The sequence below is a fragment of the Actinotalea subterranea genome, assembly GCF_008364845.1.
Taxonomy (GTDB): domain Bacteria; phylum Actinomycetota; class Actinomycetes; order Actinomycetales; family Cellulomonadaceae; genus Actinotalea; species Actinotalea subterranea.
Map to the genome: position 1 here is coordinate 235,556 of NZ_VTTP01000004.1, position 20,065 is coordinate 255,620.

General features: G+C 73.8%; 19 protein-coding genes and 1 riboswitch. Of the genes, 11 read left to right on the forward strand and 8 right to left on the reverse strand.

From position 1 onward, the window contains the following. Positions 1-22 precede the first annotated feature (22 nt). Both FZ988_RS09760 and FZ988_RS09765 read right to left on the reverse strand, forming a co-directional pair. The gene (locus FZ988_RS09760; RefSeq protein ID WP_246169382.1) at positions 23-298 is read right to left on the reverse strand and encodes a hypothetical protein; all 276 of its coding nucleotides are present in this window, start codon (positions 296-298) and stop codon (positions 23-25) included. Positions 299-307: 9 nt separating this feature from the next. Further along, positions 308-832 (reverse strand): VanZ family protein, encoded by a 525-nt coding sequence (locus FZ988_RS09765; RefSeq protein ID WP_149203822.1) that lies wholly within the window; start codon positions 830-832, stop codon positions 308-310. Between the two features lie 48 nt (positions 833-880). Here FZ988_RS09765 and FZ988_RS09770 point away from each other — a divergent pair, with 48 nt between their 5' ends. The 6 genes from FZ988_RS09770 to FZ988_RS09795 all read left to right on the forward strand — a co-directional run bounded on the left by FZ988_RS09770 (position 881) and on the right by FZ988_RS09795 (position 8,696). After that, positions 881-2,374 carry an NCS2 family permease gene (locus FZ988_RS09770; RefSeq protein ID WP_149203823.1) on the forward strand — a complete coding sequence of 498 codons (1,494 nt, stop codon included), beginning with the start codon at positions 881-883 and terminating at the stop codon, positions 2,372-2,374. A 146-nt stretch (positions 2,375-2,520) separates the two neighbouring features. After that, positions 2,521-3,834, forward strand: coding sequence for a UDP-glucose dehydrogenase family protein (locus FZ988_RS09775; RefSeq protein WP_149203824.1), 1,314 nt, complete (start codon positions 2,521-2,523; stop codon positions 3,832-3,834). A 201-nt stretch (positions 3,835-4,035) separates the two neighbouring features. After that, positions 4,036-4,518, forward strand: a complete 483-nt coding sequence (locus FZ988_RS09780; RefSeq protein ID WP_149203825.1) for a MarR family winged helix-turn-helix transcriptional regulator — start codon at positions 4,036-4,038, stop codon at positions 4,516-4,518. After that, positions 4,515-5,858: an MFS transporter gene (locus tag FZ988_RS09785; protein ID WP_149203826.1), complete on the forward strand. Its 1,344-nt coding sequence runs from the start codon at positions 4,515-4,517 to the stop codon at positions 5,856-5,858. Before FZ988_RS09780 ends, FZ988_RS09785 begins: the two co-directional genes overlap by 4 nt. Positions 5,859-5,931: 73 nt before the next feature. After that, positions 5,932-7,896 (forward strand): DUF4012 domain-containing protein, encoded by a 1,965-nt coding sequence (locus FZ988_RS09790; RefSeq protein WP_149203827.1) that lies wholly within the window; start codon positions 5,932-5,934, stop codon positions 7,894-7,896. A gap of 149 nt (positions 7,897-8,045) precedes the next feature. Further along, positions 8,046-8,696 carry a peptidase gene (locus FZ988_RS09795; protein ID WP_149203828.1) on the forward strand — a complete coding sequence of 217 codons (651 nt, stop codon included), beginning with the start codon at positions 8,046-8,048 and terminating at the stop codon, positions 8,694-8,696. A 260-nt stretch (positions 8,697-8,956) separates the two neighbouring features. Here FZ988_RS09795 and FZ988_RS09800 read toward each other — a convergent pair whose 3' ends face one another. After that, positions 8,957-10,249, reverse strand: a complete 1,293-nt coding sequence (locus FZ988_RS09800) for an MFS transporter (protein ID WP_188079053.1) — start codon at positions 10,247-10,249, stop codon at positions 8,957-8,959. After that, entirely contained in the window at positions 10,246-11,376 is a 1,131-nt protein-coding gene (gene serC, locus FZ988_RS09805; protein ID WP_246169384.1) for a phosphoserine transaminase, read from the reverse strand. The genes FZ988_RS09800 and serC overlap by 4 nt, the downstream gene beginning before the upstream one ends. 133 nt (positions 11,377-11,509) lie before the next feature. Between serC and FZ988_RS09810 the strand changes: the two genes are divergently transcribed. The 4 genes from FZ988_RS09810 to FZ988_RS09825 all read left to right on the forward strand — a co-directional run bounded on the left by FZ988_RS09810 (position 11,510) and on the right by FZ988_RS09825 (position 15,307). Continuing rightward, positions 11,510-12,232 (forward strand): iron-dependent transcriptional repressor DtxR, encoded by a 723-nt coding sequence (locus FZ988_RS09810; RefSeq protein WP_149203830.1) that lies wholly within the window; start codon positions 11,510-11,512, stop codon positions 12,230-12,232. Positions 12,233-12,453: 221 nt separating this feature from the next. Further along, a riboswitch (cyclic di-AMP (ydaO/yuaA leader) is annotated at positions 12,454-12,622 on the forward strand. Between the two features lie 2 nt (positions 12,623-12,624). Continuing rightward, on the forward strand, positions 12,625-13,386 hold the full coding sequence (locus FZ988_RS09815) for a C40 family peptidase (RefSeq protein WP_149203831.1): 762 nt from the start codon (positions 12,625-12,627) through the stop codon (positions 13,384-13,386). A gap of 169 nt (positions 13,387-13,555) precedes the next feature. Further along, positions 13,556-14,158 carry an HNH endonuclease gene (locus FZ988_RS09820; protein ID WP_223145085.1) on the forward strand — a complete coding sequence of 201 codons (603 nt, stop codon included), beginning with the start codon at positions 13,556-13,558 and terminating at the stop codon, positions 14,156-14,158. A gap of 189 nt (positions 14,159-14,347) precedes the next feature. Further along, positions 14,348-15,307, forward strand: coding sequence for a universal stress protein (locus tag FZ988_RS09825; protein ID WP_149203832.1), 960 nt, complete (start codon positions 14,348-14,350; stop codon positions 15,305-15,307). A 72-nt stretch (positions 15,308-15,379) separates the two neighbouring features. Here FZ988_RS09825 and FZ988_RS09830 read toward each other — a convergent pair whose 3' ends face one another. Genes FZ988_RS09830 through ddaH form a run of 3 tightly spaced genes read right to left on the reverse strand, consistent with a single transcriptional unit; the run spans position 15,380 to position 17,966 of the window. Beyond that, positions 15,380-15,877 carry an Lrp/AsnC family transcriptional regulator gene (locus FZ988_RS09830; RefSeq protein WP_149203833.1) on the reverse strand — a complete coding sequence of 166 codons (498 nt, stop codon included), beginning with the start codon at positions 15,875-15,877 and terminating at the stop codon, positions 15,380-15,382. A gap of 48 nt (positions 15,878-15,925) precedes the next feature. Continuing rightward, the gene (rocD, locus tag FZ988_RS09835; RefSeq protein WP_149203834.1) at positions 15,926-17,143 is read right to left on the reverse strand and encodes an ornithine--oxo-acid transaminase; all 1,218 of its coding nucleotides are present in this window, start codon (positions 17,141-17,143) and stop codon (positions 15,926-15,928) included. Position 17,144: 1 nt separating this feature from the next. Beyond that, positions 17,145-17,966, reverse strand: coding sequence for a dimethylargininase (gene ddaH, locus FZ988_RS09840; protein ID WP_149203835.1), 822 nt, complete (start codon positions 17,964-17,966; stop codon positions 17,145-17,147). A 259-nt stretch (positions 17,967-18,225) separates the two neighbouring features. Here ddaH and FZ988_RS09845 point away from each other — a divergent pair, with 259 nt between their 5' ends. Beyond that, complete coding sequence (locus FZ988_RS09845) at positions 18,226-18,462, forward strand: hypothetical protein (protein ID WP_149203836.1); 237 nt, start codon at positions 18,226-18,228, stop codon at positions 18,460-18,462. A gap of 34 nt (positions 18,463-18,496) precedes the next feature. On the opposite strand, the gene FZ988_RS09850 is transcribed toward FZ988_RS09845, so the two are convergent. Then, positions 18,497-20,053, reverse strand: coding sequence for a hypothetical protein (locus tag FZ988_RS09850; protein ID WP_149203837.1), 1,557 nt, complete (start codon positions 20,051-20,053; stop codon positions 18,497-18,499). Positions 20,054-20,065 lie beyond the last annotated feature (12 nt).

Here is a 20,065-nt window from a genome sequence, read left to right on the forward strand (position 1 = left end):
TGGTGGCCTCTGGGGAAGCCGGTCAGCGACGACGACGGCGGCGGTGCTCCCAGAGCAGGGCGAGGAAGCCGAGCCCGGCACCCGTCGCGCACGTCGCGACGCTGCGGCCCGTGACCTCGCCCTGGAGCGCGAGGACGGCCGCGACGCCGAGGGCGACGAACCACGCGCCGATGCCGATCCAGAAGACGATCCGCAGGTCGATCTCGACGGGCGTGAGCGAGCTGGGCTCGGCGAGCGACGCGAGCCTCGTCCGACGCGCGGGCCGAGCGTCCGGTCGGTCCTGCGGCGCGGTGCTCACGTGGCCAGCCTATCGAGCGGCGCGGGCGGCCTCGTCGGGCTTCACGGCGCCCCCCGTCCGGCTCACGGTGTCGCCTGCGGCGTCCTGTCCACCCGCGTCCGCCGTGCATGCCGTGCGTGCAGCCGTCCGCCGTGCGAGGAGCGCGAGCAGCGCGACACCTGTCGCGGCGCCGAGCGTGTTCATGGCGACGTCCTGGAGCGTCGGGACGCGTTCGGGGAGGAACGCGAGCTGCGAGAGCTCGATGAGGGCCGAGGAGCCGGCGCCCAGCAGCACGGCGACCCGCAGGCGGACGCCGGTCACGGGAGGGACGAGCAGCCCGAAAGGCACGAACATCGCAACGTTGGCGACGGCCTCGACGACGGGTACTCCGATCGCCTGCGGCAGGCCGTGGGCGTGCGCCCACGCGAGCACGGAGTCGAGCCAGTCGAACGCGGGCTCGTCCCCGAGCCGGGGCCACAGCGTCAGGCGCAGGACGACGAGGAGGTAGGCGACGAGGAGCACCCGCAGGAGCACGGTCCGGGTCCGCGCGCTCATGCATGAACCTGCACGCGGCTGTAACAAATCTCTGCCACTCTTGGCGCCATGACGCAGACCTCCACCCCTCCGTCGACCCGCCCGGTGGGTGGCCTCGACCGCTTCTTCAAGATCACCGAGCGCGGCTCGACCATCGGGACCGAGGTCCGCGGTGGTCTGGTGACCTTCTTCACGATGAGCTACATCATCGTCCTCAACCCGCTGATCATCGGGACGGTGCCCGACGGTACGGGGCAGTTCCTCGGCGGCGGGGACGCGCCGAACATCGCGATGGTCGCCGCGACGACGGCGCTCGTCGCCGGCGTGCTGTCGATCCTCATGGGCGTCATCGCGAACTTCCCCCTCGCGCTCGCGGCGGGCCTGGGCCTGAACGCCGTCGTCGCGTACTCGATCGCGTCTCTCGAGGACATGACGTGGGCCGACGCGATGGGCATCGTCGTGCTCGAGGGCCTGATCATCCTGGTGCTCGTCCTCACGGGGTTCCGGGCGGCCGTGTTCCGCGCCGTGCCGATCGAGATCAAGACGGCCATCAGCGTCGGCATCGGCCTCTTCATCGCGTTCATCGGCCTGTTCGACGCCGGCTTCATCCGGATCCCGGGGAGCCAGGCGACGCCCGTCGAGCTCGGGCTCGGCGGCTCGCTCTCCGGCTGGCCCATCCTCGTCTTCGTCGTAGGCCTCCTGCTCGCGATCATCCTCATGGTCCGCAAGGTGCGCGGCGCCATCCTCATCGCGATCCTCACCTCGACCGTGCTCGCGGTGATCATCGAGGCTGTCGCCAAGGTGGGTCCGCAGTCGTTCGACGAGGCGGGCAACCCGGTCAACCCCACCGGCTGGGAGCTCAACACCCCCGCGATCCCCGAGGACGGGCTCATCGCGACGCCCGACTTCGGCCTGCTCGGTCAGTTCTCGCTGTTCGGCTCGATCGAGAAGGTCGGCATCGTCGCGGTCCTGCTGCTCGTGTTCTCGATCATGCTGGCGGACTTCTTCGACACGATGGGCACCATGGTCGCCGTCGGCGGCGAGGCCGGGCTGCTCGACGAGGGCGGCAACCCGCCGAAGTCCAAGCAGATCCTCATCGTCGACTCGGTGGCCGCGGCGGCCGGTGGCGCGGCGAGCGTCTCCTCCAACACGAGCTACATCGAGTCCGCGGCGGGCGTCGGCGACGGCGCGCGCACGGGTCTCGCCTCGGTGGTCACGGGCATCGCGTTCCTGCTCGCGACCTTCCTGTCACCGGTCGTCGACATGGTGCCGTTCGAGGCGGCGACGCCGGCCCTCGTCGTCGTCGGGTTCCTCATGGTCATGCAGGTCTCGGGCATCGACTGGAAGAACTACGAGGTCGCGATCCCCGCGTTCCTGACCATCGTGCTCATGCCGTTCACGTACTCGATCACCGCGGGCATGGGCGCGGGCTTCATCGCGTTCGTCGTCATCAAGGTCGCGGTCGGCAAGGTCAAGGCCGTCCACCCGCTCATGTGGGTCGCGGCGCTGCTGTTCGTCGCGTACTTCACGCTCGGCCCGATCAAGGCCCTCATCGGCCTCTGACCTCCCGCGACGGCCCCGGCAGCACGTGCTGCCGGGGCCGTCGTCATGCGCAGGCCGACCCGTGGCGACCGGGTGAACCTGGGCTCCCGGAGCCGTTCACGGGTGTCCGGTATGGGACGATTCGGGCGCGACCTGAGGAGGCTGACGTGCGCATCTCTGTCATCGGCTGTGGGTACCTGGGTGCGGTGCACGCGGCGTGCATGGCGCAGCTGGGCCACGACGTCGTCGGTCTCGACGTCGACGAGGCCAAGATCGCCCGGCTGACGCGCGCGGAGGCGCCGTTCTTCGAGCCGGGGCTCCCCGAGCTGCTCCAGGAGTCGATGGCGACGGGCCGGCTGCGGTTCACGAGCGACCCGGCCGAGGTCGCGGGCGCGCGCGTGCACTTCGTGTGCGTCGGCACGCCGCAGAAGCGTGGTGAGCACGCGGCGGACCTGCGCTACGTCGAGGCCGCCGTCCAGGCGCTGCTGCCGCACCTCGCGCCCGGCGACGTCGTCGTCGGCAAGTCGACGGTGCCCGTGGGCACTGCCGAGGTGATCGCCGAGCAGGTGGCGGCCGTCCAGCCCGAGGCGACGGTGGTGTGGAACCCCGAGTTCCTGCGCGAGGGCTTCGCGGTCCAGGACACGCTGCACCCGGACCGGATCGTCTACGGCCTGCCGCCGGGTCCGGCGGGGGAGCGGGCGCGCGCGCTGCTCGACGAGGTGTACGCGACGCCGCTGGCTGACGGGACCCCGCAGGTCGTGACCGACTACGCGACGGCTCAGCTCGTCAAGGTCGCGGCGAACTCGTTCCTCGCGACCAAGATCTCCTTCATCAACGCGATGGCCGAGCTGTGCGAGGCGACGGGCGCCGACGTCACCCAGCTCGCCGACGCGATCGGGCACGACGAGCGCATCGGCCGCCGCTTCCTGAACGCGGGGCTCGGGTTCGGGGGCGGGTGCCTGCCCAAGGACATCCGGGCGTTCATGGCCCGTGCGGGCGAGCTGGGTGTGGACCAGGCGCTGTCGTTCCTGCGCGAGGTCGACTCGATCAACATGCGCCGCCGCGTACGGATGGTCGACCTGGCCCGCGAGGTCTGCCAGGGGTCGATCGTCGGCCGGCGGGTCGCGGTGCTCGGTGCCGCGTTCAAGCCCGACAGCGACGACATCCGTGACTCGCCCGCCCTGAGCGTCGCCGCGCAGATGGGTCTGCAGGGCGCGACGGTCGTCGTCACGGACCCGCAGGCCCTCGAGAACGCGGAGCGCGTGTGGCCGGACCTCACGTACGCCGCGACCGCGTACGAGGCGGCCAAGGACGCGGACGTCGTGGTGCTCGCAACGGAGTGGAAGCAGTACCGCGAGCTCGACCCCGTGGAGTTCGGCGCAGTCGTCGCGGGGAAGCGCATCGTCGACGGCCGCAACGTCCTCGACCCCGCGCAGTGGCGTGCGGCCGGCTGGGTGTACCGCGCGCTCGGTCGCCCCTGACGCCGAAGCCCGCCGCGTGCTGAGGTGCACGCGCGGTGCGCGACCGGCGTGCTCGGGCCGGTCCGAGTGGCGCGCAGCCGGCGCGCGGGCCTGCCGCGCGTGCCGTACGTCCGGTGTGGGCCGATGTGCGCGGTTCGTCGCGCGACGGAGGTCACACCGTCGCACGTATCCTTACCCGAGGTAATGACCTAAGATTGGTACATGCCTCCCGCTCCTGCGTCCTCCACGGCGACGGCGGGCCCGCCCGCGGTGTCGGCCGCGGCCTGCCGCCCCGCCGCTCTCGCGGGTGACCTGCGCGTCTCGCTCACCCGTGCCGTCCGCCGCCTGCGCATGGAGCGCAGCTCGGAGCGCATCACGGACGGCCAGTACTCCGCGCTCGCCGCCCTCTCCAACCGCGGGCCCATGACGCCGACCGCGCTCGCCGACGACCAGCACGTCCAGCCGCCGCCCATGACGCGCATCGTCAACGCGCTCGCCGAGGCCGGGCTCGTGCGCCGCGACGAGCACCCGACGGACCGCCGCCAGGTCGTCGTGTCGATCACCGACGCAGGGCAGGCCGAGGTCCGGGAGACGCGTCGGCGCCGCAATGAGTGGCTCGCCAAGCGCCTGGCCACCCTCGAGCCGGCCGAGCGTGAGGTCCTCGCGCAGGCCTCGGTCATCCTGGGGAGGCTCACCTCCTCGTGAGCCCCACGTTCGCCTCCCTCCGCTACGTCAACTACCGCCTGTGGTTCGCGGGCGCGCTCGTCGCCAACATCGGCACCTGGATGCAGCGCGTCGCGCAGGACTGGCTCGTCCTGACCGTCCTGACCGAGGACTCGGGCGTCGCCGTCGGCGTCGTCACCGCGCTGCAATTCGGCCCCGTCCTGTTCCTGTCCGCGTGGGCGGGTCTGCTCGCCGACCGCCTCGACCGCCGCAAGCTCCTCATCGCGACCCAGGTCGCGCAGGGCGTGCTCGCGGGCGCGCTCGGCCTGCTCGTGCTCAGCGGCCACGCCCAGCTGTGGCACGTGTACGTGTTCGCGGGCCTGCTGGGCTGCGTCTCGGCGATCGACGGACCCGCACGTCAGACCTTCGTGGCCGACATGGTCCCGCCCGAGCGGCTCTCCAACGCGGTCGGCCTCAACAGCGCCTCGTTCAACGCGGCGCGTCTGGTGGGCCCGGGGATCGCCGGCCTCGCGATCGCGTGGGTCGGCATCGGCTGGGTCTTCGTCATCAACGCGGTCACCTTCGCGTCGACGATCCTGGCGCTCACCCGGATGCGCAAGGACCTGCTCCAGACCGTGCCGCACAGCCCCCGTGGCAAGGGGCAGATCAGGGAAGGCATCGCCTACGTGCGCCGCCGCACGGACATCCTCGTCGTCATGGCCGTCGTCGGCGTCGTCAGCACGTTCGGGCTCAACTTCCAGCTCACGAGCGCGATGATGGCCCGCACGGAGTTCGGCCGCGGCGCCCAGGAGTACGGCCTGCTCGGCTCCGTCCTGGCCATCGGCTCGCTCACGGGTGCCCTGCTCGCGGCGCGCCGGGAGAGACCGCGGGTGCGCCTGGTCATCGGCTCGGCCCTGGCCTTCGGCGTCTCCACGGCGGTGCTCGCGCTCATGCCGACGTACGAGACGTACATGCTCGCGTGCATCCCGGTGGGCTTCTCCTCCCTGACGATGCTCACCGCGGCGAACTCGACGATCCAGATGTCCACGAGCCCGACCATGCGCGGGCGCGTCATGTCCCTCTACATGGTGGTGTTCCTCGGCGCGACGCCCGTGGGATCGCCGTTCGTCGGCTGGGTGGCTGAGACGTTCGGTGCGCGCTGGTCGATCGGCGTCGGCTCCATCGCCGCGCTCCTCGTCGCCGGCGCCGCGGCCGTGTGGGCCGTGCGGAACTGGAACCTCGAGGTCAGGTACCGGTTCGGTGCCAGGCCGCACCTCCAGGTCCGCTACCGCGACCGGGAGCGCCAGCTCGAGGAGGCGCGCGCCGACGCCGCCCGTGCGCTCGGCGCGCAGGACGCCACGGACCGGGCGACGACGGCCTGACTTCACCCGCCCGTGGCCCGGTGGGTGCCCGGCGGCGCACGGGTCGGCATGTCCGTTATGCGACGATCAAGGGGTGTCCACCCCACCGTCTCCCGCCGAGCCTGCCCCGGACCGGGACGGGGACCCGGACCGGGCGCACGCAGCCGCGCAGGAGGCGGCGCCCGTCGGAGCCGCGACTGCTGACGCGTCCACGGACGGCCCCATGCGGGGCGCCACCCCCGGCAACCCCACGGGCGAGCCCACCGGCGGCGCCACCGGTCGGCGTGCGGCCAGGCCGCGGCGGCGCACGCGGCGGCGCGTCCTGCTCGTCGTGCTCGCGGTCGTCGTCGTGGTCCTCGCGCTCGCCGGCTGGCTCGCGTGGCGGGGGCTGCAGGTCGTCGACGCCCTCGAGCAGATCCGGCCCGCCGTCGTGTCCCTCCAGGACGACCTGGCCGCGGGCGACGTCGAGCAGGCGACGACGGCGCTCGGCCCGCTCCAGGAGCAGTCCGCGCGAGCGACGGCGGCCACCGGGGACCCGGTGTGGCGCGCGGCGTCCCACCTGCCGTGGGTGGGCGCCCAGCTCGGCGCCGTGACCGACGTCGTGGCCGCGGTCGACCTGCTCGCGACGGACGTCGTGCCCGTGCTCGCGGAGGTCGCCGGCAGCATCGACCCCGAGTCGCTCGCGCCCGTCGACGGCACGGTCGACCTCGCGCCGCTCGCCGCCGCCGCGCCGCAGCTCCAGCAGGCGTCCGAGGCGGCGACGCGGGCCCAGGGGCTCGTGGACGCGATCGACACGGCGGGCCTCGTCGAGCCGCTCGCCGACGCCGTCGAGGAGGCCCGCACGTCGCTGCGGGGTGCGACGTCGACCCTCGAGGTCGCGAGCACCGCGGCAACCCTCGTGCCCCCCATGCTCGGGGCCGAGGGTGCGCGCACGTACCTGCTGCTGGTGCTCAACCCGGCCGAGCTGCGCAGCACCGGCGGCATCGTCGCCTCGGTCGCGCTCCTCACGGCCGACGGCGGCTCGATGTCCCTGAACCGTCAGGTCGCGGCGGGCGACCTGCCCCAGTTCGAGTCCGCGGTGCTGCCGCTGACGGCGGACGAGGAGGCCGTGCACACCCGGCAGCTCGGGCGCCTGATGCAGAACGTCACGATGACGCCGGACTTCCCGCGCACCGCGGAGCTCGCGGTCGAGCTGTGGGCGCGCACGGGCGGCGAGCCGGTCGACGGCGTGCTCGCGACGGACCCCGTGACCCTGTCGTACGTGCTGGGGGCGACGGGGCCGGTCGAGTCCCCCGACGGGACCGTCCTCGACGAGCAGGGTGCGGTGCGCACCCTCCTGTACGACGCGTACGAGCGGTTCCCCGAGAGCCGCGACGCCGACGCGTTCTTCGCGGGTGCGGCGGCCTCCGTCTTCGACGCGATCTCCTCCGGCCAGGGCGACGCACGGGCCCTCGTGCCGGCGCTCGTGCAGGCGGCCTCCGAGCGGCGCGTCGCCGTCTGGTCGGCGCACCCGGACGAGCAGGGGCTCATCGGTGGGACCACGGTGGGCGGCGCGTTCCTCAGCGGTGCCGCGGACGACCGCGCGGGGGTGTTCCTCGACGACGGCACGGGCACCAAGCTCGACTACTTCCTCGGCACGGGCGTGGAGGTCCTCTCGGTGACATGCCCGGCGGACGGTGCGCCGGCCACGGCCGTGCTGTCGATCGACCTGACGTCCCAGGTGCCTGCCGACCCGTCGACCGTTCCGTCGTACATGACGTGGAACGGATCCGAAGGACCGCCGAGCGGGGCGCTGCAGACCAACGTGACCGTCTACGCGCCCGTGGGCGGCGCGCTGGGCGAGGTGCGTGAGGTGCACGACGGGACCGCCGTCGTCGGGGCGTGGCGCGGGCAGGAGGCGGGGCGCGACGTCGTCGTCGTCACCTCACGGCTCGACCCCGGCGGTGCCGAGCGCTACGAGGTGGACGTGACCCTCCCGACGGACCAGGAGGGGCTCGCCGTGTGGTCCACGCCGACGCTCGCAGGCCCGGGGGCGGTGCCCGCCGCGAGCTGCTCGTAGGCGCCGCCGCCGACCGGGTGAAAGTTGTCCCCAACCCCCGTTAACCCTCTCAAAACGGACATCTCGTGACATGATGGACGCGAGGAGTCCCGCCTGCGTGGGTGGCCGTGAGGGCCGCCATGACGTCGGCGCGCGAGAGGGAGACGGACATGAAGCGAGCACTACGAGCCCTTGTCGGTGCGGCGCTGCTGGTCGGGGGGGTCGTCGGCATCTCGAGCAGTGCGACGGCCGCGCCGGACGACGCGCTGACGCCCTGCCAGGAGCTTGAGGCCGGGTACACCCCGAGCGGCATCTGCGACCTGCGGGTCGAGGTCACGCCTGTCTGCGAGGACGGCGACGTACCCGTCCTGGCCTACAGCGGCGTGGTGCGGGGCACCACGGCCTCGTCGGTGACGATCCGCTGGGTCAACCCGAACGGCGACGACATCGTGATGGCCGACCAGCCGCTGACCGGCGAGGTCCGCTGGCCGGGGACGGTCGTCGACGCGAACGGCCGCACCACGGACTGGCCCGGCTGGACCAAGGACGCGAGCGGCACGTGGGTCGAGGGTGACGAGTTCAGCTGGACCCGGCCCACCGTCCGCGTGGAGTTCACGGTGAACCCGACGGCCACCACCGTCGTGACCTACCCGCCGGCCACCGTCGCGTGCGGTCCGGCGAACGCAGCGGCCGGTGCGGCAGTGCTGAGCGCGACGGGTGCCACCGTCACGCCGCTGCTCCTCGGCGCGGGCGGCCTGGTCGTCCTCGGCGGGCTCGCGCTCGTCGTGGCACGCACCCGTCGCACGGCGCACGAGCACTAGACCGAACGGCCCGTCCGACCCCTCGAGCGCGAGACCACCCGACCGAACCGTCGGGTGGTCTCGCGCTTGTCCGCGTCGAGCGCCGGCGGACTCGCTGGGGTGAGCAGGGGCGGCCCCGGAAGAGAGCCGGCTGGGCTGGTCGAGCGGGGTTCCGCGGGCTGAGCGCAGTGAGCGACGGGGCGCGAGGCGAACGTGAGCAGGGCGAGCGAGGCGAGCCGGGGCTGTTCGGGTGCGTCAGGCGTGCTCGGCGTGCGTCGTGCTCAGAGCGCGGCGCGTGCGAGCCGGCCGTCGCGTCGCACGGAGCGCATCCCGAAGAGGACGGCCGTCCCGCCGATGACGATGAGGACCGGGACGAGCACGAAGGCCTGGTGCGCCCCGAAGGAGTCGGCGAGCGCGCCGAGCAGGAACGGCGCCACCGCGACGGCGCCTCCTGTGCCGAGCGATGCGCGCGCCTGGGCGCGGTCGGGTCGACCGCCCGACGCCCGGAGCGCCAGCGCGACCGTGAGCGGGTAGTGGGTGCCGTAGCCGAGGCCCGCGAGCACGAGGCCCGCCACCGCGACCACGGGCGACGTCGCGAGCCAGAACACGAGCCAGCCGAGGCCCGCGGCCGTGAAGCCGACCAGCAGCAGCTTCTCGGGCGCCTTGCGCACCGACAGCGGCCCGACGATGAACCGTGACACGGCCATCCCGCCCACGAGCGCGGACACCGACGCGGTCGCTACGGACGCCGGGGCGTCGGTGCGGGCGATCAGCAGGTCGGAGGCCCAGAAGGTCGTCGAGAACTCGATCGCGACACCGCAGAGCATGGCGACCCAGAACATCCAGAACGTGCGCCCGAACCCCTCGGTCGTCGCCGGCGCCGGCCCGGCAGCGGGGCCGGCCACGGCCTCCGCGGGCGCGTCGTCGTCGGACAGGTCGATCACGGTTCCCACGGCGCCCGCCGCCACGGGGCCCACGAGGCGCCGCTCACCGCGGTCGAGCGCGACCTCGCCCCGGATCGGCACGAGCGCGAGCGCGGCCGCGACGGCCAGGACCACGACGAACGCCACGGCGGGCCGCCACCCCCACCCGAGGCCCACGCAGGCACCGAGCGCGAGCGGGGCGAGCAGGCCGATGGCCGCACCCATCGCGTTGGCCTCGGTGACGGCGGCGGCGCCCGCGGCGTGCTGGTGCACGACGAGCGCGGGCTGGGCGGCCGAGATCGTGAGGTTGCCCCCGACGGACGTCACGAAGCACGCGAGGAGCGTGGCGGCGAGCGTGGTCCCGCTCACGAGCATGAGGATCCCGACGACGAGCACGACGCCGCCGGCGAGGGCCTGCGTCTTGCGGCCGAACCGCTCGGCGACCCGGGAGCTGAAGAGGCCCGTCGCGATGGTCCCCGCGGCCATGGTCGTGCCGTGCAGGCCCGCGAGGCCGCGCGAGATGCCCTGCTCGTCCGCGATGAGCGGCACGGCGGGGGAGAAGCAGTACAGGAACCAGCCCCAGGTGATGAAGGGCGTGTAGAGCGTCACCGTCAGGCGGTCGCGGACGAAGCGCGACGCCCCGGCGGTCACGGGAGCTGCTCGACGACGTGGTCGATGCAGGCGGTGAGCGCCTGCACGTCGGCGGGGTCGACCGCTGGGAACATCGCGACCCGCACCTGGTTGCGCCCGAGCTTGCGGTAGGGCTCGATGTCGACGACGCCGTGGCGGCGCAGCACCTGGCAGACCGTGGGCGCGTCCACCGAGGCGTCGAGGTCGATGGTGCCGACGACGGCGCTGCGGGCGGCCGGGTCGGCGACGAACGGCGAGGCCCACGGCCGCGCCTCGGCCCACGCGTACAGGTGCGCCGAGGATTCGGCGGTGCGGGCCGTCGCCCAGGGCAGGCCGCCGTGGTCGAGCAGCCAGTCGATCTGCTCGGCGAGCAGCACGAGGGTCGCGATCGCGGGGGTGTTGAGGGTCTGGTCGAGCCGCGAGCTCGTCAGCGCCGTGGTGAAGGACAGGAAGTTCGGGATCCACCGCCCGTCGGCGTCGATCCGCTCGGCGCGCTCGATCGCCGCGGGCGAGGCGAGCGCGAGCCACAGGCCTCCGTCGGACGCGAACGACTTCTGCGGGGCGAAGTAGTAGACGTCGGTCTGGGAGACGTCCACGGGCAGCCCGCCCGCGCCGGACGTCGCGTCGACGAGGACGATCGCGTCGGCGTCGGCGCCCTCGGGTCGTTCGACGGGGGCGGCGACGCCGGTCGAGGTCTCGTTGTGCGGCCACGCGTACGTGTCGACGCCCGCCTCGGCGAGGGGGAGCGCGAGGCTCCCGGCGTCGGCCTGGCGCACGCTCGGCGCGGCGAGGAAGGGGGCGCGCTCCACGGCGCGCGCGAACGTCGAGCCGAACTCCCCGAAGGTGCACAGCTGGGCGCGGTCGGCGACGAGGCTGAACGTCGCGAGGTCCCAGAACGCCGTGGAGCCGCCGTTGCCGAGCGCGACCTCGTAGCCGTCGGGGAGCGAGAACAGCTCCGCGAGGCCGGTGCGCACCCGGTGCACGACGCCGCGCACGGGCGCCTGGCGGTGGGACGTGCCGAGCAGGGTCCGCCCGACGGCGGCGAGGGCCTCGACCTGGGCCGGCCTGACCTTCGAGGGCCCGGAACCGAACCGGCCGTCCGCGGGGAGCAGGTGGGCGGGCAGCTCGATCGCGTTCGGGTCGGTCACGACGCCACTCTAGGACCCGGCGGGTGCCCGCCCGGGGGTCGTCCGGACTTCGGCCGGGTGATCATCGGACCCTGCCGGGCCGTGCGCCACGTAACCTTGGGCCAGACGGCCCCACGGACGAGGAGCGCCACGCGTGAGCGACCTGATCGACACCACCGAGATGTACCTCCGGACCATCTACGAGCTCGCGGAGGAGGGGATCGTCCCGCTGCGCGCGCGCATCGCGGAGCGTCTCGGGCACTCCGGCCCGACCGTCTCCCAGACTGTCGCCCGGATGGAGCGCGACGGCCTCGTCGTCGTGAGCGGGGACCGGCACCTGGAGCTCACGGAGGCCGGGCACCTCAAGGCGACCCGGGTCATGCGCAAGCACCGCCTCGCGGAGCGTCTGCTCACCGACGTCATCGGCCTCGAGTGGTCCTTCGTGCACGACGAGGCCTGCCGGTGGGAGCACGTCATGAGCGACCGCGTCGAGCGGCGCCTGGTCGAGCTGCTCGACCACCCCCACCACTCGCCGTACGGCAACCCGATCCCGGGTCTCGCGGAGCTCGGTGAGGCCGGTGACGCGGAGGGCTTCCTCGACGGCGTGGTCTCGCTCGTCGCGTACGCGCGCGCCGCGGTGATCTCGGACGAGGCGCCCGACGTGGTGGACGCCGTCGTCGCGCGCCTCGGCGAGCCCCTGCAGACCGACATCGACCTGCTCGAGCGCCTGTCCTCGGCGGGCGTGATGCCCGGGGCGACGGTCACGGTCGAGCGGGGCCAGGGGATCGTCACGGTCGGGGCGCCGGGTGCGGACATCGTGCTCGACCTCCCCGAGGACGTCGCGCGGCACATCTTCGTGGTCAACCCGCTCGTCTGAGCACCCCCGCGCGCGGCGCATGACGGGACCTTGGGCCCTGTCAGGTCACGGCCGGGGGCGTCGGAACGCCCGGTTCGACCCGGTCCGGCGGATTTCGCGGCTTCCTGCTCGTGACCTGAACGTGACATTGACGCGAACGCTCGGTACTGTCGGCTTGCTTCACGGAACCCTCCTCCGAGAAGCCCTCGGTCGGATCGCCAAGTCCTGCCACCGTCTGAGGTCCGTACGACTCGCTGGCAGGAGCGGGGGAACCACATCCGGGCACTGGCCGTCTGACGGTCCGGCGCCCTTGGGGTGAAGCCGCGTGAGCACCGGAGACGGTGTGATCGAGGCCGGGTGATCTCCCACCCGAACCCGACAGCTCACCTCGCAGGCGTTCGGAGAGGTACCGCGTGACCGTTAGCCCCCAGCGCGCCCGGCATCGTGCAGCGCGTCGCCCTGTGACCCCGCTCGACGACCTCGCACTCGCTGCCACCGGCAGCCTCGCGACCGTCGGCCGCCGCTCCGCCGTCGTCGCCGCCTCCGGTGGCCTCGTCATGACGATGGCCCTTCCCGCAGCCGCAGCGCCCGCCGAGGGCCCCGCGAACGCCCTCCCCGCGGTCGACGTCTCGGCGCTCACCGCCGAGGCGCGTGCCGCACTGGCGACGTCCCCCGTCGTCTCGGTCCCGGTCGACGCGGCCTGGGGCTTCGACGCCCCGGCGATCACGGTCACCGCGAACCCCGAGCCCGAGCCGGTCGTCACCCGCGCCTCGGCCGCCACGGCCCGGTCCACGACGAGCACGCGTGCCGCCGTCGAGTCGGCCGTCCCGCAGTCCGTCGCCGGCAACGCGGTCCTCGAGATCGCGGCCCGCTACGTGGGCACCCCGTACGTCTCCGGCGGCACGACGCCCGACGGGTTCGACTGCTCGGGCTTCACGTCGTACGTGTACGCCCAGCTCGGCATCACGCTGCCGCACAGCTCGGCCGACCAGCGCTACGCGGGCGTCGAGGTCTCCAGGGACCAGGCGCAGCCCGGTGACCTGATCTGGTCGCCCGGCCACGTGGGCATCTACGCGGGCGGCAACCAGCAGATCGACGCGCCCCGCCCGGGCAAGTCGGTCCAGTTCCGCGACATCTGGCAGAGCAACCCGATCTTCATCCGCGTCACCGGCTGACGCCACGGATGATCGACGGCCCCGGACCACACGGTCCGGGGCCGTCGTCGTCCCAGCGCGCGTGCGGACGCCGCACGGAGGCGACGCGTACTCTGGCAACGCTGCTCCACCAGCCGGACCTGGCAGCCAGCCGGGCCCGACCGCTCTGGTCAGGGAGACTGCCGTGCTGATGTCCCGTGAGACCGCCACCGGCGCACGTCACGCCGTGGCAGCACCCGAGGGCGCCCGTCACCCCGTGGATGCCGGACCCACCGGCACCCCGGTCACGGGCGAGGCCCTGCGCCGTGCGCTGCTCCTCAACGCGAGCCGTGAGCCGTTGTGCGTCGTGAGCGTGCACCGCGCCGTGAGCCTCGTCCTGAACGGCAAGGCCGTGGTCCTCGAGTCGGACGGCCGCCTGCTGCGCTCCGAGCGCATGAGCCTGCCTGCGCCGAACGTGCTGTGCCTGACGCGGTACGTGCACGTGCCGTACCGGCGCACGGTCCCGCCCACGCGCCGCACCGTGCTGCAGCGGGACGCGTACCGGTGCGCGTACTGCGCGGCGCCCGCGGACACCGTGGACCACGTGCACCCGCGGTCCCGCGGTGGCCTGCACGAGTGGACCAACGTGGTCGCGGCGTGCTCGCGGTGCAACCACCGCAAGGCGGACCGGCTGCTGTCGGAGATCGGGTGGCAGCTCCTGGTGACGCCCGGCGCGCCTCGCGGGACGTCCGCGGTCCTGGCGGCGGCGGTCCGGCCGCACCCGTCCTGGTCGGCGTACCTGCTGCACGCCTGACGGTCCTCGACGGGTGCCGGAAGGGGCGTCTGCTGGGGGACCCCGACGGGTCCCGGCGGGCACGCCGGGGAGCGTCGGCGGCGTCGGGCGGCACCCTCGGCGGGCCGGCCCGCGCGTCGAACGTCGGACTGTGCCGGTGATCCGGGGCACACTGGGGGTGTCCGAGGAGCTCCGCGGCGGGAGGTACAGATGACCCACGACGACGTGGTCCTGGTCGGTGTGGACGGTTCACCGGCGAGCCTGCACGCGGCGGACTGGGCTGCGGCCTTCGCGCGCGCGCACGGCCTGGGGCTGCATCTCGTGTGCTCGTACGCGGTGCCGTCGTTCACCGCTGCGGCGCTCGACGGCGGCTACGCGGCGCTCGACGACTCGGCGATCGCCGACGGCGCGCGTGCGGTCCTCGACGAGGCCGTGGCGCGGCTCGTGCCCACCGGCCTGCGCGTGACGTCCGCCGTCGCGACCGGTGACGCGACGGCCGTGCTCATCGACCTGTCCCGGGGTGCGGCGGCGATCGTCGTCGGCACGCGGGGCCGTGGCGGGTTCGCGGAGCGCCTGCTGGGCACCGTCTCCTCGGCGCTGCCCGCGCACGCGCACTGCCCGACCGTGGTGGTGCCGTTCCGGGCGGCCAACGGCGAGGGCACCGACCCGGCGATGTGGCCCGTGGCGACGGGGCACTCCCAGGTGCGACGCATCGTCGTGGGTGTCGACGGCTCGCCCGCCGCGGAGGCCGCGCTCGAGGTCGCGCTGCGCGAGGCCGAGGCGTGGGGCGCGGAGCTCACCGCCGTGGCGGGGGTTCCGGTCGGTACCGGTGCGGGGCTGCTCGCGTGGCTCCCGGCGGCCGTGGACCACGAGACCGTCCTGCGCGACGTCGCGGAGGGCCTGGACGTGGTCGTCGATCGCGCGCTCGAGGGGCACCCGGACGTGTCCGTGCGCCGGCACGTGCTGGACGGCACGGGGGCCGCGCTGCTGACCGAGTTCTCGACGGCCGTGGACCTCGTGGTCGTGGGTTCGCGCGGGCGCGGCGGGTTCGCGGGCCTGCTGCTCGGCTCGACGAGCCAGACCGTGCTGCACCACGCGTCGTGCCCGGTCATGGTCGTGCGGTCGGCCGTGCGCGACGAGGGCTGGGCGCCCGGGTCCGTCGCCGGGTAGGCGCCTGGCTCTCGGCGGGGCGTTGCGGGGCCCTCAGCGGGCCGTGGCGGGCCTCAGCGGGGCGTGGCGGCCTCAGCGAGGTGTGGCGGGCAGGTCCGGGCGGCGCACGAGCGGCGTGAGGACGACAGTGGAGCGCGTGCGGACCACGAAGGGCTCGGCGTTGATGCGTTCGACGACCTCGTCGAGGTGGCGCACGTCGTGCGCGCGCACCTGGACCACGGCGTCGGCCTCGCCGGTGACGGTGCTGGCGGCGACGACCTCGGGGTAGGCGTCGAACGCCTGGCGCATGGTCGCGGGGCTCGTGGAGCCCGTGCAGTAGACCTCGACGTACGCCTCGGTCGCCCAGCCGAGCACCGCGGGGTCGAGGCGCACCGTGAAGCCGTCGATGACCCCGCGGGCCTTGAGCCGGTCGACGCGTCGCTTGACCGCGGGCGCGGAGAGGTTCACCTGGGAGCCGATGCGCGCGAAGCTCGACCGGGCGTCGTGCGCGAGCTGGTCGAGGATCGCGAGGTCGATGCGGTCGAGCGGACCGGACGGGGTCGGCTCGACCACCTCGGCGTCGGCGTGCATGGGCCAAGCATGCCCGACCCTCGGGGCCGCCGTGCGCGGTGCGCCGGCTCAGCCGGTGACGGTGCTCCGCAGCACGTCGGTGAGCTCGTCGAGCGCCCAGTCGAGGTCCTCGCGCGTGATGGTGAGCGGCGGGGCGAGGCGGACGGTCTGCCCGTGGGTGTCCTTGACGAGGATGCGCCGTGCCATGAGGCGTTCGCTGAGCTGGCGGCCGGTCCCGTGTACGGGGTCGACGTCGATGCCCGCCCACAGGCCCACGGAGCGTGCGGACGCGAGGAGGCCCTCGGCGACGAGCGCGTCGAGCCGCTCGGCGAGGTGCGCCCCGAGCTCGCGGGCGCGCGCCTGGTGCTCACCGGTCTCGAGCAGCCGCACGACGGCCAGCGCCACGGCGCACGCGAGCGGGTTCCCGCCGAACGTCGAGCCGTGCGTGCCCGGGGTCAGGACACCGAGGACGTCGCGGCGCCCGACGACGGCGGAGACGGGCACGATGCCGCCGCCGAGCGCCTTGCCGAGCGTCACGAGGTCGGGGCGCACGCCGACGAGGTCGCTCGCGAGTGTCGTGCCCGTGCGGCCCAGCCCGGACTGGATCTCGTCGACGACGAGGAGCGCGTCGTGCTCGTCGCACAGGGCGCGGGCCGCGGGCAGGTAGCCGGCGGGCGGGATGATGACGCCGCCCTCGCCCTGGATGGGCTCGAGCAGCACCGCGACCGTCGTCGCGTCGATCGCGGCGGCCAGCGCGGCCGTGTCGCCGTAGGGGACCACGCGGAAGCCGGGCGTGAACGGCCCGAACCCGCGCCGCGCGTCGTCGTCGGTGGAGAAGGAGACGACGGTCGTGGTGCGGCCGTGGAAGTTGCCGTCGGCGACGACGATGGTCGCCTGGTCCGCGGGGACGCCCTTGACTTCGTAGCCCCACTTGCGGCTCGCCTTGATGGCGGTCTCGACGGCCTCGGCGCCCGTGTTCATGGGGAGCACGAGGTCGACGTCTAGGAGCGCGGCCAGGCGGTTCGCGAACGCCTCGAGCAGGTCGTGGTCGAAGGCCCGGGACGTGAGGGTCAGGCGGTCGAGCTGCTCGTGCGCGGCCCGGATGAGGTCCGGGTGGCGGTGGCCGAAGTTGAGGGCCGAGTAGCCCGCGAGCAGGTCGAGGTACCGGGTGCCGCCGACGTCGGTCACCCACGAGCCCTCGCCGGTCGCGAGGACCACGGGCAGCGGGTGGTAGTTGCCCGCGAGGTGGCTCGTCAGGGGCGGCGCGGCGGTCCCGGTGGTGGTCATGTCAGCGTCGGATCTCGAGGGTGCAGCACTTGGCGCCGCCGCCGCCCTTGAGGAGCTCGGACGTGTCCACGGGGTGCGGCTCGAACCCGCGCGCGCGCAGGGCCTCGGCGAAGTGCAGGGCGCCGGGCGCGACGACGATGCGGCGGCCGTCGGAGACGGCGTTGAGGCCGAGGTGGCCGGCATCGGCGTCGGTCGCGATGATCGCGTCGGGGTAGCGCTCCTCGAGAAGGGCGAGCGACGCGGGGGAGAAGGCCGGCGGGTAGTACGCGATGAGCGGGTGCGCGGGGTCGCTGTCGAGGACCGTGAGCGCGGTGTCCAGGTGGTAGTAGTGCGGGTTCACGAGCTCGAGCGTGAGGACCTCGCGGCCGGTGAGCCGGGCGAGCTCGCCGTGCGACGCGGGGTCGGTGCGGAAGCCGGAGCCGCCGAGGATGACGTCCCCGACCATGAGGATGTCGCCCTCGCCCTCGTTGACCTCCTCCGCGGTCTGCGTGACGTAGCCGTGGTCGGCGAACCACTTCTCGTACGCGGGGCCCTCGGCGGCGCGCTCGGGGTAGCGGAACTTCGCGGAGTACACGAGGCCGTCGACGACGGTCGCGCCGTTCGCGGCGTACACCATGTCAGGCAGGCCGGGGATCGGGTCGATGAGCTCGACGGTGTGCCCCCAGTCGAGGAACGTCTGGTGGAGCACCTCCCACTGCTGGACCGCGAGCTCGGCCGACGTCTCCCGGGTGACGTCCATCCACGGGTTGATCTCATAGCTGACCTCGAAGAAGGTCGGCTTGCACATGAGGTAGTGCCGCGGGGTCGAGGTGCGAGTCGTCATGGGTCCTCTGCGCTCTGTCGAGTGTCCGTGGGAGGTCGGTCGAACGGCCGGCCGGGTAGGCGCCGTCGCCTTCGTTCGAGGCTAGGCCGGTGGGCACCCGGACGGCGCATCGCAACCGTGCGTGTCGAACCGCGATCCGTTGCGCGCGGGCGAGGTGCCACGGTTGAACGTTGCGCGTCCGGGACCTACGGCTCTGTCGACGGGGCGCGCGCTTGGCGGCGCGGACGGGTGCTCGCGCCGCCTCGCCTACGCTGGGACGGTGACCCAGGCCGAGCCCCGGAAGTCCCGCAGCATGCGGCTCACCGAGCGGTTCCTCCTGCCGTTCACGGGCCCCGCCGAGGTCGGCGACAGCCGCCGCCGGACGCCCGTGACCGAGGAGCAGCGGCGCCGCGCGACGGAGCTCGACGCGGGCCTGACGAGGCTCACACGGCCCGACGGCAGCACCTACCTCGTGGCGCGGGGCACCGGCGACGAGGCGGAGGGTCGCGAGGCCTGACGGGCCGACGACGCCGCACCGGATCGGCGTGCGGCTACAGGTAGAAGCCCCGGTTGGCTGGGCCGTCGGACGCGGTCTCCGCCTCGGCGCCGCGCAGGGCGACCACTCGTCCGTGTGCACCGAGGGGCCCCGCGAGCCACAACCGACGGGTGAGGGGGCAGAGCGCCACGACAGCGTCAGCTCCCACCACCCCCCGCACGCCCACGGCGATCGGCTCCGGCACCGGGACCAGGTGGAGATCGACGTAGAGCTCGGCGCGGCGGCCTGACAGCGCCATCTCCTTCCAGCAGCGGCAGTGACCCGCCAGGTCACGGAGACTCACCTCCTCGACAGCGTCGCGTGCCGCGATCGCACGGGTGCGCTGGGAGGCACGGCGTCGCTGGATCGCGAGGGCCACGAGCGTGCCGACGCCGGCGATCGCGAGAAGCAGGACCATGGGTTGCAGGTACGTCGAGATCGGCTCCGCAGGGCCACGGCCAGGCGTCCCGTCGATGATGCGCACGACGGGCAGCGCGACGAGCGCCGAGGCGGTGAACCCGAGGATGGCCGCGGTCCCCGGACCGGGTGTCACGCGGGCGAGGGGGCGGGCTGTCCCGTCGACCGGGTTGACAGCGAGCTTGGCGAGCGCGTTGTGCGGGCCCTCCTCTCCCGGGGCGAACCACCACACTCCCCGGCTCAGCCAGAAGCCGAGGGCGATCACGCTGAGCACCAAGGGGAGGACGACGGCCAGAGCCACCGCGACCTGCACGGATGCCGGGAGAACGAGAGCGCTGGCCACCGCCCCGATCACGGCCACCATGCGCGGCGCCGGGAGGCCACCCGTGAGGCGCCTCATGGCCTGCTGGATCTCCGGCACGTCCGGGTTCAGGCGGTCCACCGCCACCAGCAGGAGGCGCGCGGCGGGGAAGGCCCCTCGTCGGACGAGCCCGTCCACGGTCTCGAGGACCGTGCTCGGATCCTGCGCGGGCGAGGGTGTGAGCGACGACAGCAGGCCGGCGCAGGTCGCGATGTCGTCGGTGCTCGGCAGCGCGCCGGTCCCAGGGCGCGGTGTGAGGGCGGCGACGCACGCGCGCCGGGTCGCTCGCCGTTCCGTCGCGCCGACGACGCCGACGTAGCCGGTCCAGGCGTCGTCGGCGATGCGGACCTCACCCTGCGCGTCGGCCGCAGCCCCGAGGAGTGGGAGCACGAGCGCGCGCTCCTGCGGCGTGGTCAGACGGGAGGTCTGCGAGAGGAGCCGTCCGAACGCGTCGTCGTCGCCGCACGCCGCGTCGGTCGCCGTCCGGACGAGGAGCGGCCAGGTCAGGCCGTCGCGCCCGCTGGGGGCCAGGGACGTTCCCGACGCGGCTAGCACCTCGGCGGCCTCCGCCGCTCTCCCCATCACCAGAAGGTCGCGCGCGGCCTCGCTCGTGCTCCCTTCCTCCTCGCTCGAGCGGAGGAGCGCCACCCGCAGCTCGTACTCGTCGAGTGCCCCTGAGGCCTTCGCCCACTCGGCGTGCGACGCGCGGACGTCGTCGGCTGTCACCGTCGGTCCCGAGCCCGAGAGGCTCAGGTCGGTCCTCGCGCCGGGGAAGAGGTCGGGGTTCACGTCCATGGCTTGTCTCGT